Consider the following 20,482-nt stretch of genomic DNA (forward strand, 5'->3'; position numbering starts at 1 on the left):
GTAGAATCTATATTCTAAATCTCGCCAGTTCTCATAATATTTTCCCTTGCTCCTTTGCCTTTTGGCACTTAAAAATGTGACCTGCCAGCATAATAAAATGGGTATGAAGTACCAGGAAAATTGTACTCAGAAGCATAACGTTTTATAATTGGAGTTATATAAGAATAATAGGTATGTTCGAGTTATTTAATAATATTGAAGAGATAAAAAGATAAGTTTTGTAAAATAGTTTCGTTCACTTCTGTGCGTCTTTTAAAAAATCATCAGTACCAGCTTTGAGATAAACAGGGTGTTGTAATTTTTTCAGAACAGGTATAACCCGAAATTCTTATAACAAATTTAACAGAAACACAAAGAACTAATAATCAGCATTTTGCATGTATATGTTTTTTCTTCAACCTAAATAGATGTCTTTCTCCTATTTACTCGATTAACTCAAAAATTAACCTTTGAAGTGGTAAAAAAAATCAAAATTTAACTTACCATCCTTTAGAAAAAAAATCGTAACTAAATACAAATCAGTTAATTTAATCTCTAACTCTTTCATTTATCCTATAAATTAGTATTCGATAATTTCCACAATTTTTTAATGGCATCTTTTATAAAATCCATTCTAAACTGTAATACTTGCTATAATTTGCCATTTCTAAAAAAACGCATTGGAAAGCTTAAAATCCTTATATTTACTTTTTACCTAGCCGAGTAACACTATGGACACAATCTATTCCTACTGTTATGCTAGTTCATAATTAAGCAGTCAAGATGGAGAAATATACCGCAGAAACTACCCCCTTAACCCCGGACGAAAATCCAACATGGGATAGTAAGATAAAGAGAGCTGATTTATTACCAGATCCCCAATCCCGTTTAAATTCTGTTTGGATGAAAGAAAGGCCTCTTTCTGATTCCGGCATTCCATTTAGAGATCAGACAGATGTTTCCAGTAAGAAAAAAAGTATTAGCCAGCTTATCGATAAACTCGATGTCGAAACCAATATCAGATATCAAAGGACAGTAGAAGATACCTACTGTAATGTTTACTCTTATGATTATTGCTATTTCAGTGGTGTCTATCTTCCAACTGTTTGGTGGACTGATGACGCAATCGAAAAAATAGCGCAGGGAAAGGAAGTGGAAGCTGTTTTTGAGCAAACGGTTGAGCGCATTTACTCCAGTGCCATACATGATTGGTTTCTAAAATGGGGGCCTCAATTTGGCTGGAAAAGAATGTTTACTCCCGAAGAAATTCAAAACGAAGTAAATACCAATGGTGGAATTGGAATAATTTGTGCCAAAAGAAAAGAAAAAGGGCTATCTGGTCATATCGTTCCCGTTGTTCCTGAAACAAATTCGAATCTGGCTTATCGGGAGAATGGTGTCGTCCTATATCCCCTGCAATCACAGGCAGGAAAGCTAAATTATAATTATTTTTCAGAAGTTAGAAAAGATTGGTGGAAGGACGAATTATACTCCTCATACGTGTTTTATTACCATGAATAAATAAAAAGAATACCTTCAATTCTCCACACAATCAAACATTACTGATTTACAACCTTTTAACTGTTTGGAAATAAGATAATAAAGAACTACTTTCGCAGTCTGAAAAAAACAGAAATCGCAAGAGTTGTAATTCGGCTATACACCTACTTAAATCATTGATAAAAAGATAATTAACAAAAAAAGTGATTTTATACCCTCATTATAAAATTATTAAGTCAATTTTTCAATCGATACAAGTGTACAATTTCCCAGACTACTATTAATTCATACAATTTTAAAAATACAACAAAGTTTTTTTAATGGATGCAAACAATGCTGCATTATCCGTTAAAAGATCTTACGACTCAGAATTTCAGTAGATGAACTTCTTGTTTTTGAATAAAAATAATGGCTTTAAAATTTTAAAATAACCTTAAAAAAGAAAATTAGTATAAATGAAAGACAATCAGACAAAAAAATATTATTGGGGAATTGGATTAGAAAACGAAACCTACATGCAATTTGAAGAATCCCTAATAGTTTCTGGTGAATTTATACAACAAAAAATTGGTTTTGAGAAATACAGCATTGATTATAGAAAATGCTACAAACCAGAAAGTTTGGCACCTGTGCTTAAGAAAGCTTTTAACACAAGTGAGAACTATAAAGTAAGCCGAATGATGAACAGTCATTCGCTGGAAAAACTGGATATAAACTATCAGCACAAAACATTGTCTCCTGTAAAATCATTGGCTCATACTGCTGAAGAAAATCCACAACCACTCGAAAATCCTGAATATCTCGGAAAATCTATTATGGAACTTTTCCTTGAAGATCAACCGTACAATATTCAGAGTATGATTACCCAAAGAAACAAAACTATGGGTTCTGTTCATTTTGATGGTGATTCTATAGAATTTGTAACTAAATATTTTGAAAATCGAACAATAGCAGATTCCTGTAAAGAATTAAAGGCGACCAAAAAGTTATTTCTCGATAAAATCAATGACTCAGAGATACTTAATGGTAAATTAAATTTTCCGGATTATAACAATGGTCTTAATATGTTCATGACCAACCAGGAAAATCTCGTTTTGTTTAATAACGGAACGTACCATTTTCATATTACCTTACCTTCGTTAACAAAAGACAGCAGGATCGTCGATTATAGTGATTTTGATAAAACACATGCCAACGCTATTTATTTATTGCAATGGTTTGAGCCCTTTTTTATCGCTACTCTTGGAAGTCCAGATATTATGGGAGTAATAAGCAACACCTACAGCCTGGACAAAAAATTTACTCTGGGTTCTATGAGAAATGCCATGTCACGCTACATTGGTGTAGGAACTTTTAACAAAGCAATGCCTAAAGGTAAAATCTTAACCTACAAAGTCGAAGATTTTAGAAAATTGCTAAAATTCAAAAAAGAAGAAAATATTTGGTGGCGAGATCAGATTGAGACAGAAATGGAGTACGAATTACTTTCGGAAGTGGGTCTGGATTTCAATCAGGAGAAAATGTACCAAAGTGGTTTTGAATTCAGAAGCTTTGACGAATTTCCGGCCGAATACTTAAATGATGTTCTTTTTTCAATAATTCTAATCTGCGAGCATTCTCTAAATCTACCTGATGTTCAATGGGGACATGATAATGAGCTTTGGAATAATTTGGTTTTTAAAACCTTAAAAACTGGCTACCTGACTGAAATCAATGAGGCTGAAAAAAACGAAGTCCTAAACTTATTGCAATTGCTAAATCCATCAGATCTTAATTACAACAAATTAAAATCGGAATTTGAAACTATCGTAATGCTAGATGAGTTTTTCTTTAAAATCGTGGCTGTACTTCACGATAAATACAAAGACAATAACATTTGTCTGGATCTCATGTATGGTCAAAAAACAAGCTTCCCACCAAAATGGGATAACTTTAATAAATACCAGACCGAAAAACATCTCCAACAAATAGGAGTGTTTATTGAGAATTAAAAGCTGATTTTTGTCGATTTACCTGTTTTTGAATCTATTCGGATAAGGAACTACAGAAACCGTCTTCAAAAATGAAAAAGATCTTGACTAAATAAAACTTTTGCATGAATAGCAAAAAAGTACTAAGCTGAAATTTGTGATTCTTATAATCCTTCTTTTCAAGACATAAAAACCTCGTAAAAAAAATAGCTACCGGATCTCAGTAGCTATTTTTTTTTATGAACCTTAATTAACATAATATCTCGATTTCTTTGTTGCAGATTTCTACGAAAATAGAATCTTAAAAATCGCATAATTCTTTTAAAACAGAAACCCCCAATATTGGGAATAAACACCGATAAGAAATAAAGAGAATAAAATTGTTGCAATAACGCTTTTATTCGAAACAGACTTAATTTTAAGAGCAAAATAGAGTATTGAAATCATAGTAAATACTATAAAAGCCCATTGAATTACAAACAAGTAATCAAATTGATCTGGCACCCCAAAAGCAAGTACATAAAAATTATCCTGAGCCACAGTATTTACAACCAGCACAAGTCCTATAATTACAAACAAACCTAGTAAAGAAGTAATTACTATTAAACTCTTCATAAATCTATTTTGAACAACACTTTTTCTATATCTAACTAATGCATAACAAAAATTGAAAATTGTAAGTAATAGGATGCTTATAGCAATAAAGAAGGGTGCAAAAAATAGTAGATTAAATTCGTTTAGACTATTGGCAAAATTCGAAATTCCTCCATTAATTTTTACATCAGTAACAAAGTGAACTTTTTCGTTTGATTGAAACCCTTTTACACCAGGATCCTTATTCGGATTATTTATAAATGCATTAACAATCTTAAATCCAATTTTAGAAAAACCAGGAGCATGACCAAAAACTGGCGCGTTTACTAAAAATCCTTTTTTGTATTTATCAATAGTCATCTTTCCGTTTGTAGCCGGAGTAATCGGATCAAATGCTCCGGAAAATACCAGGACTGGTGCTGTTAATGTTGACCTATTTGATAAATTAGCCAAATCATTTGATGCTTTATTAATCCCTAAATTCCATTTATCACATACTAAAAAGTCCGATTTATAAAAAGACAATCCTCCTTTTAATCGTTTGTAAGCAATCGCATTCTCCTCAAATGCAGCAATCGAGTTATTAGGAATAGCCTCATTGCAGCTTACGCAATAATATGCGCCATAATCTAATCCTAAAGCCCCTGAAAAAGAAGCTACCAGTGAACTCAAAGTCCTTTTATTTTCTTTATTAAATTCTGTAATTAATAGGGGCAATACTTCTATTAATCTTTTATGATATAGAGATTGTTGAATAGAAATTTTAAAATCTTCTGCGTTATAGGTGAACTTTCCGGCAGGAATTATTTTCTTATCAACTGTAACTGTAATAGGTTTTTTATCTAATTTTTCAATGGTTTCAAAATAGACATTTTCTAAATTTGGATATTGTTTATTACAATTAGGGTCATTTTTACATGCTTCGAAAACTTTCTTAAGACTATTCATGTAATTTTCAGTATTACGGTTATAGTACTGAGAAATATCTGAAATTGGAGAATCAAGAATCAATGACTTAACATCCTGAGGAAAATCATCTGCATAAACCTGGGCTGTGTATGTTCCATAAGACACCCCATAAACATTCCATTGATCGTACTTTAGAGCCTTTTTTAAAGCATTTAAATCTTTAGCTATTGACTTACTATTATAAGCACTTATTTCTATATTTCTATTTATTAAATCCTGTTTACATGCTATTGCTGCAATGGCTTTTTGCTGTTCATCTTGTGCTCTATTCTGATTTTTTGCTAGTATCTCTAAAAATTTTTTCCCTAAGTCCGGACAAAATTTTGGCAAAGAATTACCAGTCCCCCTGACATCAACCAAAATAATATCATTTTTCTCACGCAACGGATGATTAAGCCAATCCCATATCCCTCCTATTGCACCTGCACCCGGGCCACCTTCTATAAATACCACAGGGTTTAAATCTTTACTTTTTGAGGTACTTTTTAAAATTGCAACCGCAATTTTAATCTTTTTACCAGCCGGTTTATCCCAGTTTTCAGGAACACTTAAATACCTCCATTCTATATTATCTTGGTTAATACTCTTCTCATTGGGAAAGAAAGTGGCGGTATTTTCAATTTTAAAAGCAGTCGTTTGAGAAAACAAACAAGTTGGAAGCAGACATAATAATAAAAACTGCCTTATTAGATTTTTCATTTTATTCTTAGTTAGATTATTAGATTTATATTATACTCTTTTTAATGAGATTTCGTTAATCTCCGTTTTTAGTGAGACAAAACACTTATACTTTTCATCTATATTTATTTCTTTTAAATAGAAATTTTCTTCATTTATTCTGGTTGTATTCTCTAAAATTTCAAATGAACTTAAAGGGATTGCTAATCCATCTCCATGCGCTTTTATAACAGCTTCTTTTTTAGTCCAATAATCATAGAAAGTATGCTTTTTATTCCTTGACAAAACAATTTTATTCCATTCAAATTCAGTCATCTGAGATTTAAAATCTTCTATTTCTATATCGTTTATAATCTCAATATCAATTCCTATTTCATTTTCATCGTTTAATGCGCAAACCACAATATTTCCTGAATGTGAGATATTAAACCGGATTAAGTCATTATCAAAATAAGGCTTATTGTATTTTGTATGTTTTATCTCTTTATCGTAAGGATTATGCTTGTAAATTTCTTCGGTTGCATTAAACAATAATATTCTCCCTAATAGCGACAACTGTGCGTCTTGCCATCTTCTGTATCTTTTAATTTTCTCCTGATAATCGACCGGAAATTTTGGTAAATCATATTTTAACATATTTTCATGATTTTCTTTGGAGAGATAAGAATAATAAATGTAAATCAAGGCTTATAAATGTGTTTTAAAAATTAAACTCAAAATCCAATGATGTATTCTTTTCAAACTCCAATTTATCATCAATTAAATCTATTTTCAACAATGGATTTTTTACTATTTCGTTTAAAATTTTATTAAATCTTAAAACCATAATACTCACCGTATCTTCCGCGAATAAATCATTATTATAATCTATAACACCCTTTAATTTACCTTCATTTTCAAACAAATTAAATACAATTGGCATCCTGCTATGCAAATTGTCAACAGGGTAAGAAGTCAATTTCAGATCTTGTAATTCATCAATACTTTCGAAGGAAAACTCCGGATTCTGGTATACCAACATTACATCGAAAATAGTTTGAGACAGCTTCTCAAAAGGTACCGTTTGAAATTCATTGATCTCTAACAAATTGATTTGAGTTCGATTTAATATATCGACAAAACTATGCTCTGATTTTATCTGTGTTCTCAAAACAAGTGTATTTACAAACATTCCGATTTGATTATTCAACTCTGGAATACTTCTTCCAGAATTTACAGTTCCTATGCAAATATCATTGTGATTTGAAAACTTGTAAATTAAAACATTTAACGATGCTGCTATAACGGTATATAAAGTAACCTGTTTCTCAATACTTAATTTTTTCAAAGATGAAGTAGTATCAGATCCTATTTCAAACAAGTACTTACCTCCTCTCTGTTTGTTGTGCTTGCTATCAAAATCCTTTTCAAATGAATCTTTAGGCTCATAGTTTTGAAGATAATTATTCCAAAACAGTTCGTTTTTAATAGAATTTTCTTTCCATGAGTTATTAAACCATTCTGAGTAATCTTTATACTGTAATTTTAACTTGTTTTCTTTTGCCTCATTTAGAGGAGTAAGTCCGTTGTAATTCTTAATGAATGATTTGATGAAAATTTCTAATGACAAACCGTCCATTAAAATATGATGTGTGCAAAAAAGCAGTATAAACTGATTTGTCTTTACCTGAATAAGCTGGACTCTTATTAATAAGTCAGTTTCTAAATCAAACGCAGTATTATTCAATTGTTTTATCACTTCTCCAACTTCCTCTTCTCCCAATTCATAAACAGAAACTGAGAATTTTACATTTTCAGAAGGATTAATTTTTTGATAAGGAACTCCATCTATTTCAATAAAATTGGTTCTTAATATTTCATGCTCATTAATTATTTTATTTACTGCATTTGAAATTTTATCTCTATCGATAATCCCTTCGACACTGTAAGCGGCAAACATATTATAGGCTATAGAAATATTCTTTTGCTGCGATGCTAACCAGATATTATACTGGGGAGGAGTCAGGTCGTAAAAAAATTTAGATTCGGATAATGGTATTTCAATTGATTGACCTGGAAGAAGTTTTTCTAAATGACTGGCCAGTGATTCAATTGTAGGATAGTCAAAAATAGTTTTTAGAGAGATATCTAAAGAAAGTTCTTTGACCACCAATCCAATCAATTTAACTGCATTTAATGAATGCCCTCCAAGAGCAAAAAAATTATCATTTACACCTATCGGTTCTTTACTATTTAATACTTCGTTCCAATATCCAGAGAGTTTTTTTTCTAAATCTGAGATTGGAGCTCTAAAATCATCATAACTTATATTTTGTTGGATGGTTCTTTGTGACAAAGCCTTTCTATCTATTTTTTGGTTTGGGGTAAGAGGAAATTCTTCCAAAGGAATTATAACATTTGGAATCATATAATACGGAAGATTCGTTCTTAATGCCGCACTAATTTTCTCTCTATCAATCTTCTCTTCTCTTTCTAAAATATAAGCCACTAAAAAAGCTTCCTGTTGATCTCCTTTTCGGGCAATAACAACTGAATTTTGAATTCCTTCTATCTGATTTAATTGTGACTCTATATCTCCAAGTTCGATCCTATATCCTCTAATCTTAACCTGATTATCATTTCTTCCTAAAAACTCTATTTCCCCATGATCATTCCATTTTCCAACGTCACCTGTTTCATAAAGTAAGCCAGTCGCATCAAATGGATTTTTAATAAACTTTTCCTTTGTTAATGCCTTATTTTTATAATATCCTTTTGCTAATCCATTACCTGATATGTAAATTGCTCCAGACGTTCCTATTGGCTTGGGATTTAAAGAATCATCCAAAATATAAAACTGCGTATTGTTTATTGGTTTTCCAATAATAGACGCATCTTTAAAATGTTCGATTTTTTTTACACTAGACCAAATGGTTGTTTCTGTTGGTCCATACATGTTCCATACTTCTAAACTATGGTTAATCAATTTTTCAGCCAATGCTTCACTTAATAAATCACCTCCACACATTACTTTTAATTGTTTACTTCCCTGCCAATCAGCATTGAATAACATTTGATAAAAGCTTGGTGTAGCCTGAATTATAGTCGGTTGCATTTCTTCTAATTTTTGAACAATCAACCTCGGATCAGATAAAACACTCTGATTTGCCACATATAAAGTAGCGCCCGATATTAATGGTACAAAAAACTCTAATATTGAAATATCAAAAGAATAAGTTGTCACTGAAAAAAATAGGTCATCTCGTTTAATACCCGGAGTTTCTTGGATACTAGTCAAAAAATTAGTCAATGAGCTGTGTCTAATTTCTACACCTTTTGGGTTCCCTGTTGAACCTGACGTATAAATTATATAGGCTGTATCTTTAGGCGACACTACTTTTCCTAAGTTTTCTTTAAATATATCTATTCCATCTAAAATATCCTCCAGCGACACTACTCGAACATCATTAGTTGTCGTTAGGGAGTAATTTTTTTCATTTATGAGCAATTTGCTTTGACTATTATCAATAATGTAATTCAGTCTTTCTTCCGGGAATGCCGGATCTAATGGAATATAAGATCTTCCGGACTTTAGTATTCCTAATAAAACAACTATCAGATTAGCCGATCGATCTAATAAAACGGCAATAGGCGATTTATCATTTTTCCCATAAGTAGTTCTTAAATATTCTGCTATTTGGTTCGATAATTTATTAAGTTCAGAATAGGAATACGATCTTGAATCATCCTTTACAGCTTCTTTTCCAGGCGAATTTTCAACTTGTTCCTGAAATAAATCGATTAGTGTTTTATCTTTCTGACCGTTCTGTTTTGTGTTATTGAATGTTACCAAAATCTGGTGCGCTTCTTCTTTCGATAAATAGGTAAGCTCTTTTAATTTTTTATCCGGATGGACTACTATTTCTTTAAGAAGATTTTCGAAATGATCAACTACTTGTGCAATTCTTACCTCATTAAAATAGTTTAGATTGTAATCAAAGTCAATCTTTACATCTTCTGATTCATCAAATTCTCTAATATAAATAGCCAGAGCTACCCGCTCAGATTCATGAGTTAAAGGTATTACACGTGTTTGCGTATTCTTAAAATCGTTAGAATAATTTTGTTTTTCATAAGAAAGCGTAATATTAAATATTTTTTCTTTTTCCCTGAAAGCCTGAAGTTCCTGAATGAGTTTGCCTAAAGGAAATCTTTGATGACGGTAATCCTTTCTCAATTGATTTTTTATCTGGCCAACTAAATCTTTGAAAGTGGCATCAAAATCTAAAGAGACTCTCAAAGCTGATATTCCCATAAAAAGACCCACTGTTTTTTTATAGCTAGATTTGCTCCTGTTTAAAACTGGCAAGCCTATTGCGAAATCATTATTTTGATGTTTCCTCCCGAAATAGGTATACAAAACAGCTAAAATTAAATGGAAAGAAGTACATTTATTTGTAGTTGCCAACTTATTTAGCTGATTGTATAATTCCCTTTTAATAATTAGCTCTTTTCGGCTGCTTTTGTTGATTTGTAAGGAATTATTTTTTATGTCTGATAAAAATTCTTTTTCTAAGAAAGCTTCCGGTAAAGATTTAAACCTCTGTAACCAGTACTTTTTATTTTCTAAAAAAAAAGGAGAGTTCTGATACGCATTGTCATCATCAATAAAATCCTTGTAACTAAAAGGATAAATGGTTCTAACTTCACCAAATTCATGAATTTCATTGTAATTCTGAACTAACCTCTGAAACATTAATGAGGTCCCCCAACCATCCGTTATGATGTGATGATATACCGAAAACAAATAATGAAAATTTTCGTTCACTTTTACCAAAGTAAAAACGTGCAAAAGGTCTTCATCAAATAAATCAAAAGGTTTCATAAATTCCTTTTGCATATACCTATTAGCTTCTTCTATAGCATTGTCATAATCAGAAAAATCAACAAATCCCAATTCGGATTGATGCTCCTCTAATACTCTGATTGTGATATCCTCCTGATCTTTTACAAGAATGCTTCTATAGGTATCATGCTGATCGATAAGTTTTATATATGCTTTTCTAAAAGCTTCGATATTTAATATCCCTTTGATTTCAATTTTAGCCCCAATATTATAGATGGGATCTTTAGGGAACAATAATTGTTCGAAATAAACATCTTGTTGGGGAAGAGTAAGTTTCATAAAAAAAATTATGTGTTAACGTTATTTGCTCCAGAATTAATAGCTTACGAAATTTGATTTTTTTGCTACTTTGCTTTTCAACTCACAATTTCATTGTGCCATAAGCTTTCTGTGTGCAAAATATCACCTGTTACTTTAAAATCCTTAACGATTTCTCCATAATCAAATTTCAGGATTCTATCCGCATGTTTAAAATAAGTATCGTCATGAGTTACCGCAATGATCGTTTTACCTTCTTGTTTTAACTTTGGCAGTAAATTTTCATAAAAGTATTTTCTAAAATGAGGATCCTGATCTGCTGCCCATTCATCTAAAACCAGAATTGGTTTGTCTTCCAGAAGAGCAAAAATCAATGACATTCTTTTGCTCTGGCCTTTTGAAAAAGGTCGTCTTGCAGAATCTTCCTTATCATCCAGAATCACCTTGTCCAATTCCATTATTTTCAAAAGTTCCTGATACTCTTTGTTTTGCTCTAATGAATAATTGTCATAATTCTGTGAAAATATATGATTGTCTGTGAAAACTGCCGAAATCAAGTTTTGAGTATCTGTATTTCCTTTGATGTATTGCTGCTTATTTAAGATTACCTCTCCTTCTGAAGGTTGATACAAACCTGTCAAGATGTTGATAAAAGTACTTTTACCACTTCCATTTCCTCCAATTATAAATATCATTTCTCCTTTTTCGATAGAAAGATTTATTGGACCTAAAGCAAAAGTTTTTTCAGCGGTGTCATTTTCGTAAGCAAAACTAATATCACTAAAGACCAAAGAGTCAAATACTTTAGGTGTCATATTGTGAACTTCGGTGGTTGCTTCAACAGTATCAAAATCCTTCAAAAAATTCTTAATCCTGGTATTTGCGACCATTAACCTCGTGTAAATATTTTGCATATTGATTAAGTTATTAATTGGTCCCGAAATGAATAATAAAACAACTACATAGGAGATCACGTCTTCTCTTTTAAGTAACCCTACCTCAGGCAACAAAAACAGAATCACTCCTATAACTAAGTACAATCCATATTGGCTTATCAAATTGATCGATAAAAACACATAATTTATCTTAAAATCCAAGTCTTTTGCATTCTCTCTGTTCGGAGCTAAGTGATTCCCCATTAAATTGTCTCTTCTTTGGGTACTTAGCTTAAATCCTTTAAATCCTTTGATTACATCATCTACATATTTATAGTAATATTCATTATACTTTCTAAGGTTTCCAACTTTTTGGGACATCGTATTGATTACAAAAAAATAGATCACAGCTATTGTAACCATTAAAGCAATAACCACCAAAGCCGATGAAACTGATAACGTAAATAAATACATCATACAAAGAATTAACATCAATAGGGAATTAATAGAATGCGTCACTACTTCGGGAAAAGTGGAAAATATCCTTAAATCCTCGATCGCTGTATAAAACCTTTGCGCACCCAATTTTTCGAGAGTAATCAATGAAGTTTTTAATATTTTATCAAATATTTTCTTTTCATTTTCATATAGTACTTCAAAAGAGCGTTTATTGATCTTTTTTTGAAAAATAATGTTCAATAAATAAGTATAAACTACAACCGATATAAAAACTATCCCTATGTAGTCTGTTAAGAAACCTTCTTTACCAGAAATCACGTTGTTAATGATGTACACGATTCCAAAACTTAGGATGGTGTTTGGTATAGAATATAAAATAAGATAAATGATATCTTTAATTGAAATTTTAAGCATGGATTATTTTTAAATTAGATTAATTGTAAACCAGATTTTTAGCCAAACTATTAAAATAGTTCACAAAAAAACCTTCATGATTGTATATAAAAAAGTGATTCCCTTTTAGCGATTTTACGACAACTTCTTCCGTGCTCTCGTTTTCCCATTCCTTTACTTCATTTTCAGAAATTTCTTCTTCGGTACCATAGAATACATCAATAGGCAGATTAAGTTTCTTCTTTTTCACGTAATTATAACTTTCGAAAATTTTGAAATCAGCTCTTAAAATAGGTCTGTAAAAATTTATTAGCTCATGATGATCATGCAATTCATTTGGGATTCCGCCTATTTTTATTACTTCTTCCCAAAATAACTGATCCGGCAAATGAGACAATGTTTTTTCCCTTTCAATAGATGGAGCCTTCTTACCACTAACTACTAACTTTAAAGGCTGTCGTATTCCAGACTCTTCTATCTTCTGACAAACTAAATATCCTACTAAAGCTCCCATACTATGACCATAAATAATATAAGGGTCCTCTCCTATTTCGTTTATTATTTTTATAAAAATATCGTTCACTACGGCATCAATGTCCTCCAAAAAAGATTCGCTATTTCTTGCTCCTCTTCCGGGATATTCAAGATTTATAACTTGCATATCGAAGACTTTTCTTTTTAAAAAAGAAAGAGAATATTTATTCCCACCTGCAAAGGGCAATGTGATTAATTTCATGTGATTCTTTTTTATGTCTAACAAATGTCTTCGGTTAGAAAGTGGAATAATGGCTTACTAAAATTTTTATTCCTACGATTCCAAAACACGCTTTTATTATAGAGATTATTTATAAGGTGTTTTTCCTTTTCAGTTTCTAAACTGCACAATCCTATTTCTTTTCTTTCATAATTGTAATCTGAGATATTCTCAATATTTTGATCCTGAAACAAAAATGTGCCATATTTATAGGTATCAAAATCATCATTTTTCAGTTTCTTTTTCGTTAGCCTTTTATACGTTATAACATCTCTAAGAAAAGCTAATGCTCTGGCCGATATATGTCCTTTATTAACTTCTTCTAACAGGATAGGCATTATATCTTTAATACTTTCATAATCGTGAGCCAAGAGTATAATCGCCATGTGAGAAGAAATATAATCCTTAAAGTCTCCTTTTTTATAATCCTCAAGATTATCAGTACCCACTATTTTATAGGACGGAAAACCAACATTTTGTATTAGCTCTTTAACCTCAGCTCCTGCTATTACTGAATATTCATTCCATTCGAGTAATATTTTTTCTTTTGAAAAATAATTATACAGTTTATAATAACTTACTAAATATTCACGGTCTTTTTTATGCAGTTTTTGCAGTGTTTCTTTTACTTCTGTTGAAATATTTTTTTTGTACTCCCGATTACTTTTAATATAGATTTCCTTAAATTCCTTTATTCCTATATCGTTTATTATTTTTTTAATGTGAAGGTTTTTCTTCAACATTTTGAAATCGCACCCACTTTCGATAGCTTTTATTAAAAATACTTTGGCCCGTTCCTTTTCATTTAGGTAAGCGGCAATTTGGGCTGCCAAATAAGCATCTCTTGGAAAAATAAACTGGTATTGAGAAATCAGATTACTAAAAAGATTTAGCGCCTCAGTATATTTTTTTAATATCACATACTCTTCAATTAGTGACAACTCTTTATGATATTCTAAATAGTTATTGCTTTTATTCATCCTGTTTATATTTTAATTATTTTCGAAATGATTTCGTGGATTAGATTTCTGTTGTCAAGGAAAGACTCCTCTTGCAACATCGAATAATGGTCGCCTTTACCCTGCACCAAGTGTATTTTACCCACAAAATTTTCCCAATTATACTTCGCCATTGGTTCATCACTTTTTATAAGATATATTTCTGAAAAAATCTTATGCTTGTATTCGATAGCATACATATACTTTAAATAATGAAATAATTTTTCCTTTGCCTTTTGCAAGATGTTGTCGTTTTGATACAATTTTTGCAGGCCTAAATCATATTTGATGTATTCATCCACATCCGAAACGCTTTCGATTTCAGGATCATCTTCATGTGCCGCATAAGAATCTAACATAATTATAGATGACACTTTACGATCTAGTTTTTCATGCAAATAATTCGCTACTTCGTATGATAAATTTCCACCAGCAGACCATCCAAATAAAACGATGTCACCATCATGCTGCAATTTGTTAATTTGATTCGCATAGTAACCAACAATATTCTCAATACCGTCAAGGAAGTTAAATGCGATTACTTTAACATCCACGATATCATGAAACAAGTTCTTATAGGCAGTTCCATATCCTAAAATTGGAGGAAAAGCAAATACTGTTTTTGGTGCAGATAACATCCCGTATTCATAAAAGTCTTTTTTGAAATCATATCCATTTATAATATAGGATGACAATTCTTTAATTGTTTCCACATGGAATAAGATATTTAAAGGATAGTCCGTATTAAACTCTCTATTGACAATTGCAACTGCTTTTACTGCCAATATACTTTGCCCTCCAAGTTCGAAAAAATTATCTGTAACACTTATATGACTAACATTCAAGACATCTTGCCAGATGCTAACCAATTTTTCTTCTGTTTTGTTTTCAGGAGCGACATATTCTTTTCGAATTATATCTTCTTCCCCAACATTTGGCAAAGCTTTTCTATCGATTTTTCCGTTAGGGGTTAAGGGTAAGTTTTCCAATTCTACATAAAAACCCGGAACCATGTAATCCGGTAGTTTTTCTTGCAGAAATTTCCTCACTTCTGATTTATCTATCTCCGCCGAGGAAACCAGGTAAGCAACCAGTACTTTCTCACCTTTATTCTCTTTAGCCTCCACAACTACTTCTTTTAGACTGTCAGAATACCCTAATATTGTATTCTCTATTTCTCCTAATTCTATTCTAAACCCTCTTATCTTAACTTGATGATCTTTCCTCCCCTGAAACTCAACATTCCCGTCTGAGAGCCATTTTCCTAAATCTCCTGTATCATACATGCGACTTTCTTTATTGAATGGATTGGCTATAAATTTCTCTTTTGTAAGTTCCGGTTTGTTTAGGTAACCTCTGGCAACTCCGACTCCTGACACATACAATTTACCCGACACTCCAAGAGGTACCGGTCGTAAATCGTCATCTAGTATATAGAGCTGACTATTGGATATAGGCTTACCGATTGGGATGGAGCTGTATTCTTTATTAAGAACAACATAATTTGTACTATAGGTGGTGTCTTCCGATGGACCGTATAAGTTTCTCACTTCTATTGGAAAAGATTGAAGCTTCTTAACAATATCAACTGGTAAAATCTCTCCGGCCATATTGATATAAGATACATTTTCCAGACAAACAGCTTCTTCAAGCAACTTTCTCACGACAGACGGAACCGTATTCAATAGTATTTTAGTGTCGCCTTCTATATGGTTTTTTATGAAAAGTGCATTGTTCAACACTCGCACTTTTTTGCCTATAGAAAAGGCATAAAACATCTCATAAACAGACAAATCGAAACAATGAGAAGTAACCGCATACATGATATCAAATTTAGACGAGTCAAATTCCGATTTTGCCCAATTGATTAGTTCAACTGCATTGGTGTGTTCGATCATTACCCCTTTTGGTTCACCAGTAGTTCCGGATGTATAGATTATATATGCCAAATCATTAGGAGTATTGATTTTCGCTACATTATCTTTTGAATATTTCTCACAAGATTTATTAAATTTAAAGAACTCTTTCTCATCAATAACAATTTTACTATTACTGTCTTTCTCGATATAAGCTATGCGCTGATCCGGATAATTAATATCAATTGGAACGTAAGCTGCACCCGATTTCAATATTCCTAAAATAGTAATTATAATTTTTTCGCTTCTTTCGAGCTTAACCCCAACTAAATCATCTGGCTGAATAGTATAATTTTCTCTTAGATAACAAGCGAGCTGATTAGACTTTTCATTTAATTCTTTATATGTGATTTGCAATTCGTCGAAGACAACTGCTATATTTTCAGGAGTTTGCTTTGCCTGATCTTCGAATAAATCTATTAATGTCTTCTCTTCCGGATAGATTACAACCGTATCATTAAACTCCAGTAGTAATTTTTTCTCATGTTTATCATTTACAATAGAGTGTTTTGAAACATTCTGCTCCGGAGACTCTAAAATCTGCGTCATGAAGTGTAAAAAATTATCCAACAATGAGTCAATAAATTCAGAATCAAAAACATCAATATTATACTGCAATTCCAATTCTATTGTATCTACTCCTTCGAAAAAAGTAAATGTTAGATTAAATCTTGTAAAAATGTCTTCTTGCTCATTATCCATTTCTATTTTAAATGGCACGTCATCATCGTTAATCAGTCCGGCTCTATTGTTTTGGTTTTGTAAAATAACCATTACATCAAATAAAGAAGTTCCCTTCTCCATTTGCAAATCTTCTAATAGCATATCAAATGGATAAACTTGATATTCCAGAGCTTTTGTAACGGATTCCATTTCTTCGATGATACATCTCTCAAAACTTTTTTCGTCCGATACTTTCGCGTAAAAGGGTATTGTGTTAACGAATAATCCAATTATAGATTCAAAATCCTTTTTTACCCTTCCTGAAACAGGAGTTCCTATAACACAATTATCCTGAGTTAAACGATACAAATAAACTCTTACAGAAGCAAGTAATACGGCAAATAGAGTTGCACGATTTTTTTTGGCTATTTTATTCAGTTTTGAACTAATATCTGAATTTATAACATAACTTAACTTGCGTCCATTAAATGTCGACACATTTGAATTTCCTAAATTCAATCTGGTATTAATATTTTCCAGTTTTGCCTTCAAATAGGATCTATATGAATCTATTTTTTCCGGAATAAGATTTTGTTTGACCCAGGTTATATAGTCTAAGTAACTCTCTTTCTTATCTGTATACTTGTAGGTATTGTTTACTAATTGTTTATAAATTGCCACAAAATCAGTCATAAATATACCTGCAGACCAACCATCAAAAATAATATGGTGAAATGAAAATATTACCTGATTTTTATGTTCATTAATTTGAACAATATGGGCACGAAACAATGGTCCGTTCTCTAAATTAAATAAGGTGTTGTATATTTCCTGAACTTTAGATTCTATTGATTTTAATTCACTAATATGTTCGAATTCTAAAGTTTGTTCGAAATTAAACTTCTCGAAGGGGATTATTTTTTGAGAAATAGCCCCGTTTTCATCAATTGAAAAAACCGCACGTAAGCTATGATGATCTTTCACAATAATTTTGAGGACTTCTTTAAATACCTCCATATTTATATCGCCCTCTATAGTGAAATTCATTATAATATTATAGGCCAGCGACAAGGAGCGTGTTTGAGATTCGACCCACATTCTTTTTTGTGAATTTGAAAGCTCAAAAGAGTGTGTCTCGTTTATATCATTCTGTTCTACTATTAAAGATGGCTTTTCTTCCTTGTTTTTTTCGTTTTTAACGAGTTCAATTATATCATTGATCTCATAACAATTAAACAATTCGTCAAATTCAATGTTTATTTGGAACAATTCATTAATTCGATTAATAAATTGAATGCCTACTATTGAGTTCCCTCCCAATTCAAAAAAATCGTCGGTAAGATGAAACGTTTTATTCTGTAGCACTTCCTGCAAAATACTGACAACTGCTTCTTCCTCATTAATTGCTATTGGAGAAGACACTTTTTCTAATACCGCTCTTTTTACTTCCTTATTTTCAAATATTAAAGGATTCTTAATGCTATTCCAACAAGAATTTTTTTCAAAAGGATAAGTTGGGACTCCTTTTCTATTATGTTTCTTGGAAGGGTAAAAACTCTTCCAGTTAAATTTAATTCCATTATTATAAAATGTACTCCATAAAGCTCCCCAACCATTAGAAATATCTTTTAATAGATCTACGGTAAAAACATTGCTATCATTTAATGTTTGGTTAATTTGCTCAATCGCTACTTCATTATTGCCAACAATTACTAATACTGTATTTTCTTCTTCAAGTCTTTTGGCTAGTACTTTTAGTTTTTCAAGATCAAAATCAGGTGTTTGACTAAAGCTGATATCATTAGGTAAGGATATACTTTTACCTTCTATAATTTCTTTAGAAACCTTGGCCAGGGCTCCGTTACAAATTATATTATTGATTGAAAAACCTTTACTTGTCAGACAATGATATAAAGACACCTGTGTTGCTGCTGTTTGAGCACTAAGTGAATTAAAACCTATTGTTTCTAATTTGTTTTTCTCTGCAGCATAATATTTCTCAAAATGATTATCCTTTAGGAGACCGTTCAAATCTTTTATTTCATCTGAAAGAAATAGAAACGCAATTTTATTGTGCTTTCGGGGTTCAAGATTATCGATGTTTTGCTTTTCCCTTAATAGAGACTCCTTTAATGCTGCAATTGATTTGCCATGAACCGCCACTCCGTATTTGTAATCCAAACGACCATCATTTAAGGTAAAGGTGATGTCATTTAACTCCGAATTGTCTGTCTCTGACAGAAAATCAGATATATTCTCTAAGTATGTCCCTAATACATTTTTGTTTTTCGCCGAAATTTTAAACCAGACCTCAGCTTCCTGATCAACAGAATTACCATTTTGTTGCGGCACATACTCTTCTAGTATTACATGCGAATTCGTACCGCTTAGACCAAATGAACTAACTCCTGCTCTTCGTACGGTATTGGACAGCCAGGCATTTCCTTCTTTATGTAGTATTATATTGGGATCCTGATCAATAAATTTGTTCAATGAATTAAAATTGGCCAACGGAAAAAATTCCTTTTCTTTTAAGGTTAAGGATGCTTTAATAAGCCCTACCAGTCCAGAAAGGTTATCAAGGTGTCCAATATTTGGTTTTAGCGTTCCCAGTCTTACGCTATATTCCTCTTTTTTGCTAGAAAAAGCATCTTTAATCGCTCTATATTCAATAGGGTCACCTAATTTAGTTCCGGTTCCATGTGTCTCGATATACCCGATAGAAGAAATTGGCACATTTCCATTCTCGCAAGCACTTAATAATAAAGAGGTTTGAGCAGTTGGGCTTGGTGCCGTGATACCGTTTGATGTATTTCCATCATGATTAATGGCAGATCCTTTTATAACCGTCAAAATGTTATCCTTATCTTCAATTGCCTTATCCAATCGTTTCAAAATAATAACAGCCACACCCTCTCCTCCTGATGTTCCTGATGCGCCATCATCAAAGGCCCTACATTGTCCATCAGCAGTCATTATCGCATCATTTTTCAATTCATGTGGCTCGTTGAACTGATAAAGTATTCTTGTTCCTCCAACAACGGCAATATCTAATTCATTGTTTTTTAATTTTTGAACCGCTTCATGTGTAGCTACTAATGATGAAGAACAGGCGGTATCAATATTCATTACCGAACCACTAATATTTAAAGAATAAGCAATTCTTCCCGAACCCATTGCTGATAATCCCCCAATAAAGTCAAGTTCTGAATTTGGAGATTGATAGAGTATATTATATCCTCCCGATTGTGCGGTAGTAAATAATCCTGCTTTCCGATCAGACAAATAATCAAGATTATAACCACTGTTTTCTAAGGCCTCACAAACTGACTCTAAAAGCATTCTATGCGCCGGATCCATTGCATCGGCTTCTGCTTTAGACAAATTAAAGAACGAATGATCAAAAAAATCATTTCTATCTATATATCCATAAGGGTAATACAGTTCTTTTTTGTCAATTCTTGAATTTATAATTCTCTCATCAGAAGGTTGTCCGATACATACCTGTTCCGATTTTAAAACTCTACGAAAGTCTTCAATATTATTTACTTGAGAACATTTTATACTTACCCCAATTATTGCAATATCCAT

At 31.8% G+C, this 20,482-nt stretch carries 9 protein-coding genes; 2 read left to right on the forward strand and 7 right to left on the reverse strand.

Going from position 1 to position 20,482, the window contains the following annotated elements; translation table 11 throughout:
• Positions 1-762: 762 nt before the first annotated feature.
• Positions 763-1,500 carry a hypothetical protein gene (locus tag AC3IS6_RS19710; protein ID WP_489161870.1) on the forward strand — a complete coding sequence of 246 codons (738 nt, stop codon included), beginning with the start codon at positions 763-765 and terminating at the stop codon, positions 1,498-1,500.
• 434 nt (positions 1,501-1,934) lie between these two features.
• Positions 1,935-3,470 carry a hypothetical protein gene (locus AC3IS6_RS19715; RefSeq protein ID WP_489161872.1) on the forward strand — a complete coding sequence of 512 codons (1,536 nt, stop codon included), beginning with the start codon at positions 1,935-1,937 and terminating at the stop codon, positions 3,468-3,470.
• A 300-nt stretch (positions 3,471-3,770) separates the two neighbouring features.
• Here AC3IS6_RS19715 and AC3IS6_RS19720 read toward each other — a convergent pair whose 3' ends face one another.
• The 7 genes from AC3IS6_RS19720 to AC3IS6_RS19750 form a co-directional block, all read right to left on the reverse strand.
• On the reverse strand, positions 3,771-5,711 hold the full coding sequence (locus tag AC3IS6_RS19720; protein ID WP_489161873.1) for an alpha/beta fold hydrolase: 1,941 nt from the start codon (positions 5,709-5,711) through the stop codon (positions 3,771-3,773).
• Between the two features lie 30 nt (positions 5,712-5,741).
• Positions 5,742-6,374, reverse strand: coding sequence for a 4'-phosphopantetheinyl transferase family protein (locus AC3IS6_RS19725; protein ID WP_489161874.1), 633 nt, complete (start codon positions 6,372-6,374; stop codon positions 5,742-5,744).
• Positions 6,375-6,390: 16 nt separating this feature from the next.
• Positions 6,391-10,854: an amino acid adenylation domain-containing protein gene (locus AC3IS6_RS19730; RefSeq protein WP_489161876.1), complete on the reverse strand. Its 4,464-nt coding sequence runs from the start codon at positions 10,852-10,854 to the stop codon at positions 6,391-6,393.
• A 77-nt stretch (positions 10,855-10,931) separates the two neighbouring features.
• Entirely contained in the window at positions 10,932-12,581 is a 1,650-nt protein-coding gene (locus tag AC3IS6_RS19735; protein ID WP_489161878.1) for a cyclic peptide export ABC transporter, read from the reverse strand.
• Between the two features lie 19 nt (positions 12,582-12,600).
• Positions 12,601-13,296: a thioesterase II family protein gene (locus tag AC3IS6_RS19740; RefSeq protein ID WP_489161880.1), complete on the reverse strand. Its 696-nt coding sequence runs from the start codon at positions 13,294-13,296 to the stop codon at positions 12,601-12,603.
• Positions 13,297-13,313: 17 nt separating this feature from the next.
• On the reverse strand, positions 13,314-14,294 hold the full coding sequence (locus tag AC3IS6_RS19745; protein WP_489161882.1) for a hypothetical protein: 981 nt from the start codon (positions 14,292-14,294) through the stop codon (positions 13,314-13,316).
• Between the two features lie 5 nt (positions 14,295-14,299).
• The gene (locus tag AC3IS6_RS19750) at positions 14,300-20,482 is read right to left on the reverse strand and encodes an amino acid adenylation domain-containing protein (protein ID WP_489161883.1); all 6,183 of its coding nucleotides are present in this window, start codon (positions 20,480-20,482) and stop codon (positions 14,300-14,302) included.

Source organism: Flavobacterium sp. KH_035 (assembly GCF_057839565.1).

What these genes read in the sequence shown, in the direction of transcription:
- AC3IS6_RS19710 (WP_489161870.1), top strand. Translation starts at nt 763, where the DNA reads ATGGAGAAATATACCGCAGAAACTACCCCCTTAACCCCGGACGAAAAT.
- AC3IS6_RS19715 (WP_489161872.1), top strand. Translation starts at nt 1,935, where the DNA reads ATGAAAGACAATCAGACAAAAAAATATTATTGGGGAATTGGATTAGAA.
- AC3IS6_RS19720 (WP_489161873.1), bottom strand. Translation starts at nt 5,711, where the DNA reads ATGAAAAATCTAATAAGGCAGTTTTTATTATTATGTCTGCTTCCAACT.
- AC3IS6_RS19730 (WP_489161876.1), bottom strand. Translation starts at nt 10,854, where the DNA reads ATGAAACTTACTCTTCCCCAACAAGATGTTTATTTCGAACAATTATTG.
- AC3IS6_RS19735 (WP_489161878.1), bottom strand. Translation starts at nt 12,581, where the DNA reads ATGCTTAAAATTTCAATTAAAGATATCATTTATCTTATTTTATATTCT.
- AC3IS6_RS19740 (WP_489161880.1), bottom strand. Translation starts at nt 13,296, where the DNA reads ATGAAATTAATCACATTGCCCTTTGCAGGTGGGAATAAATATTCTCTT.
- AC3IS6_RS19745 (WP_489161882.1), bottom strand. Translation starts at nt 14,294, where the DNA reads ATGAATAAAAGCAATAACTATTTAGAATATCATAAAGAGTTGTCACTA.
- AC3IS6_RS19750 (WP_489161883.1), bottom strand. Translation starts at nt 20,482, where the DNA reads ATGGATATTGCAATAATTGGGGTAAGTATAAAATGTTCTCAAGTAAAT.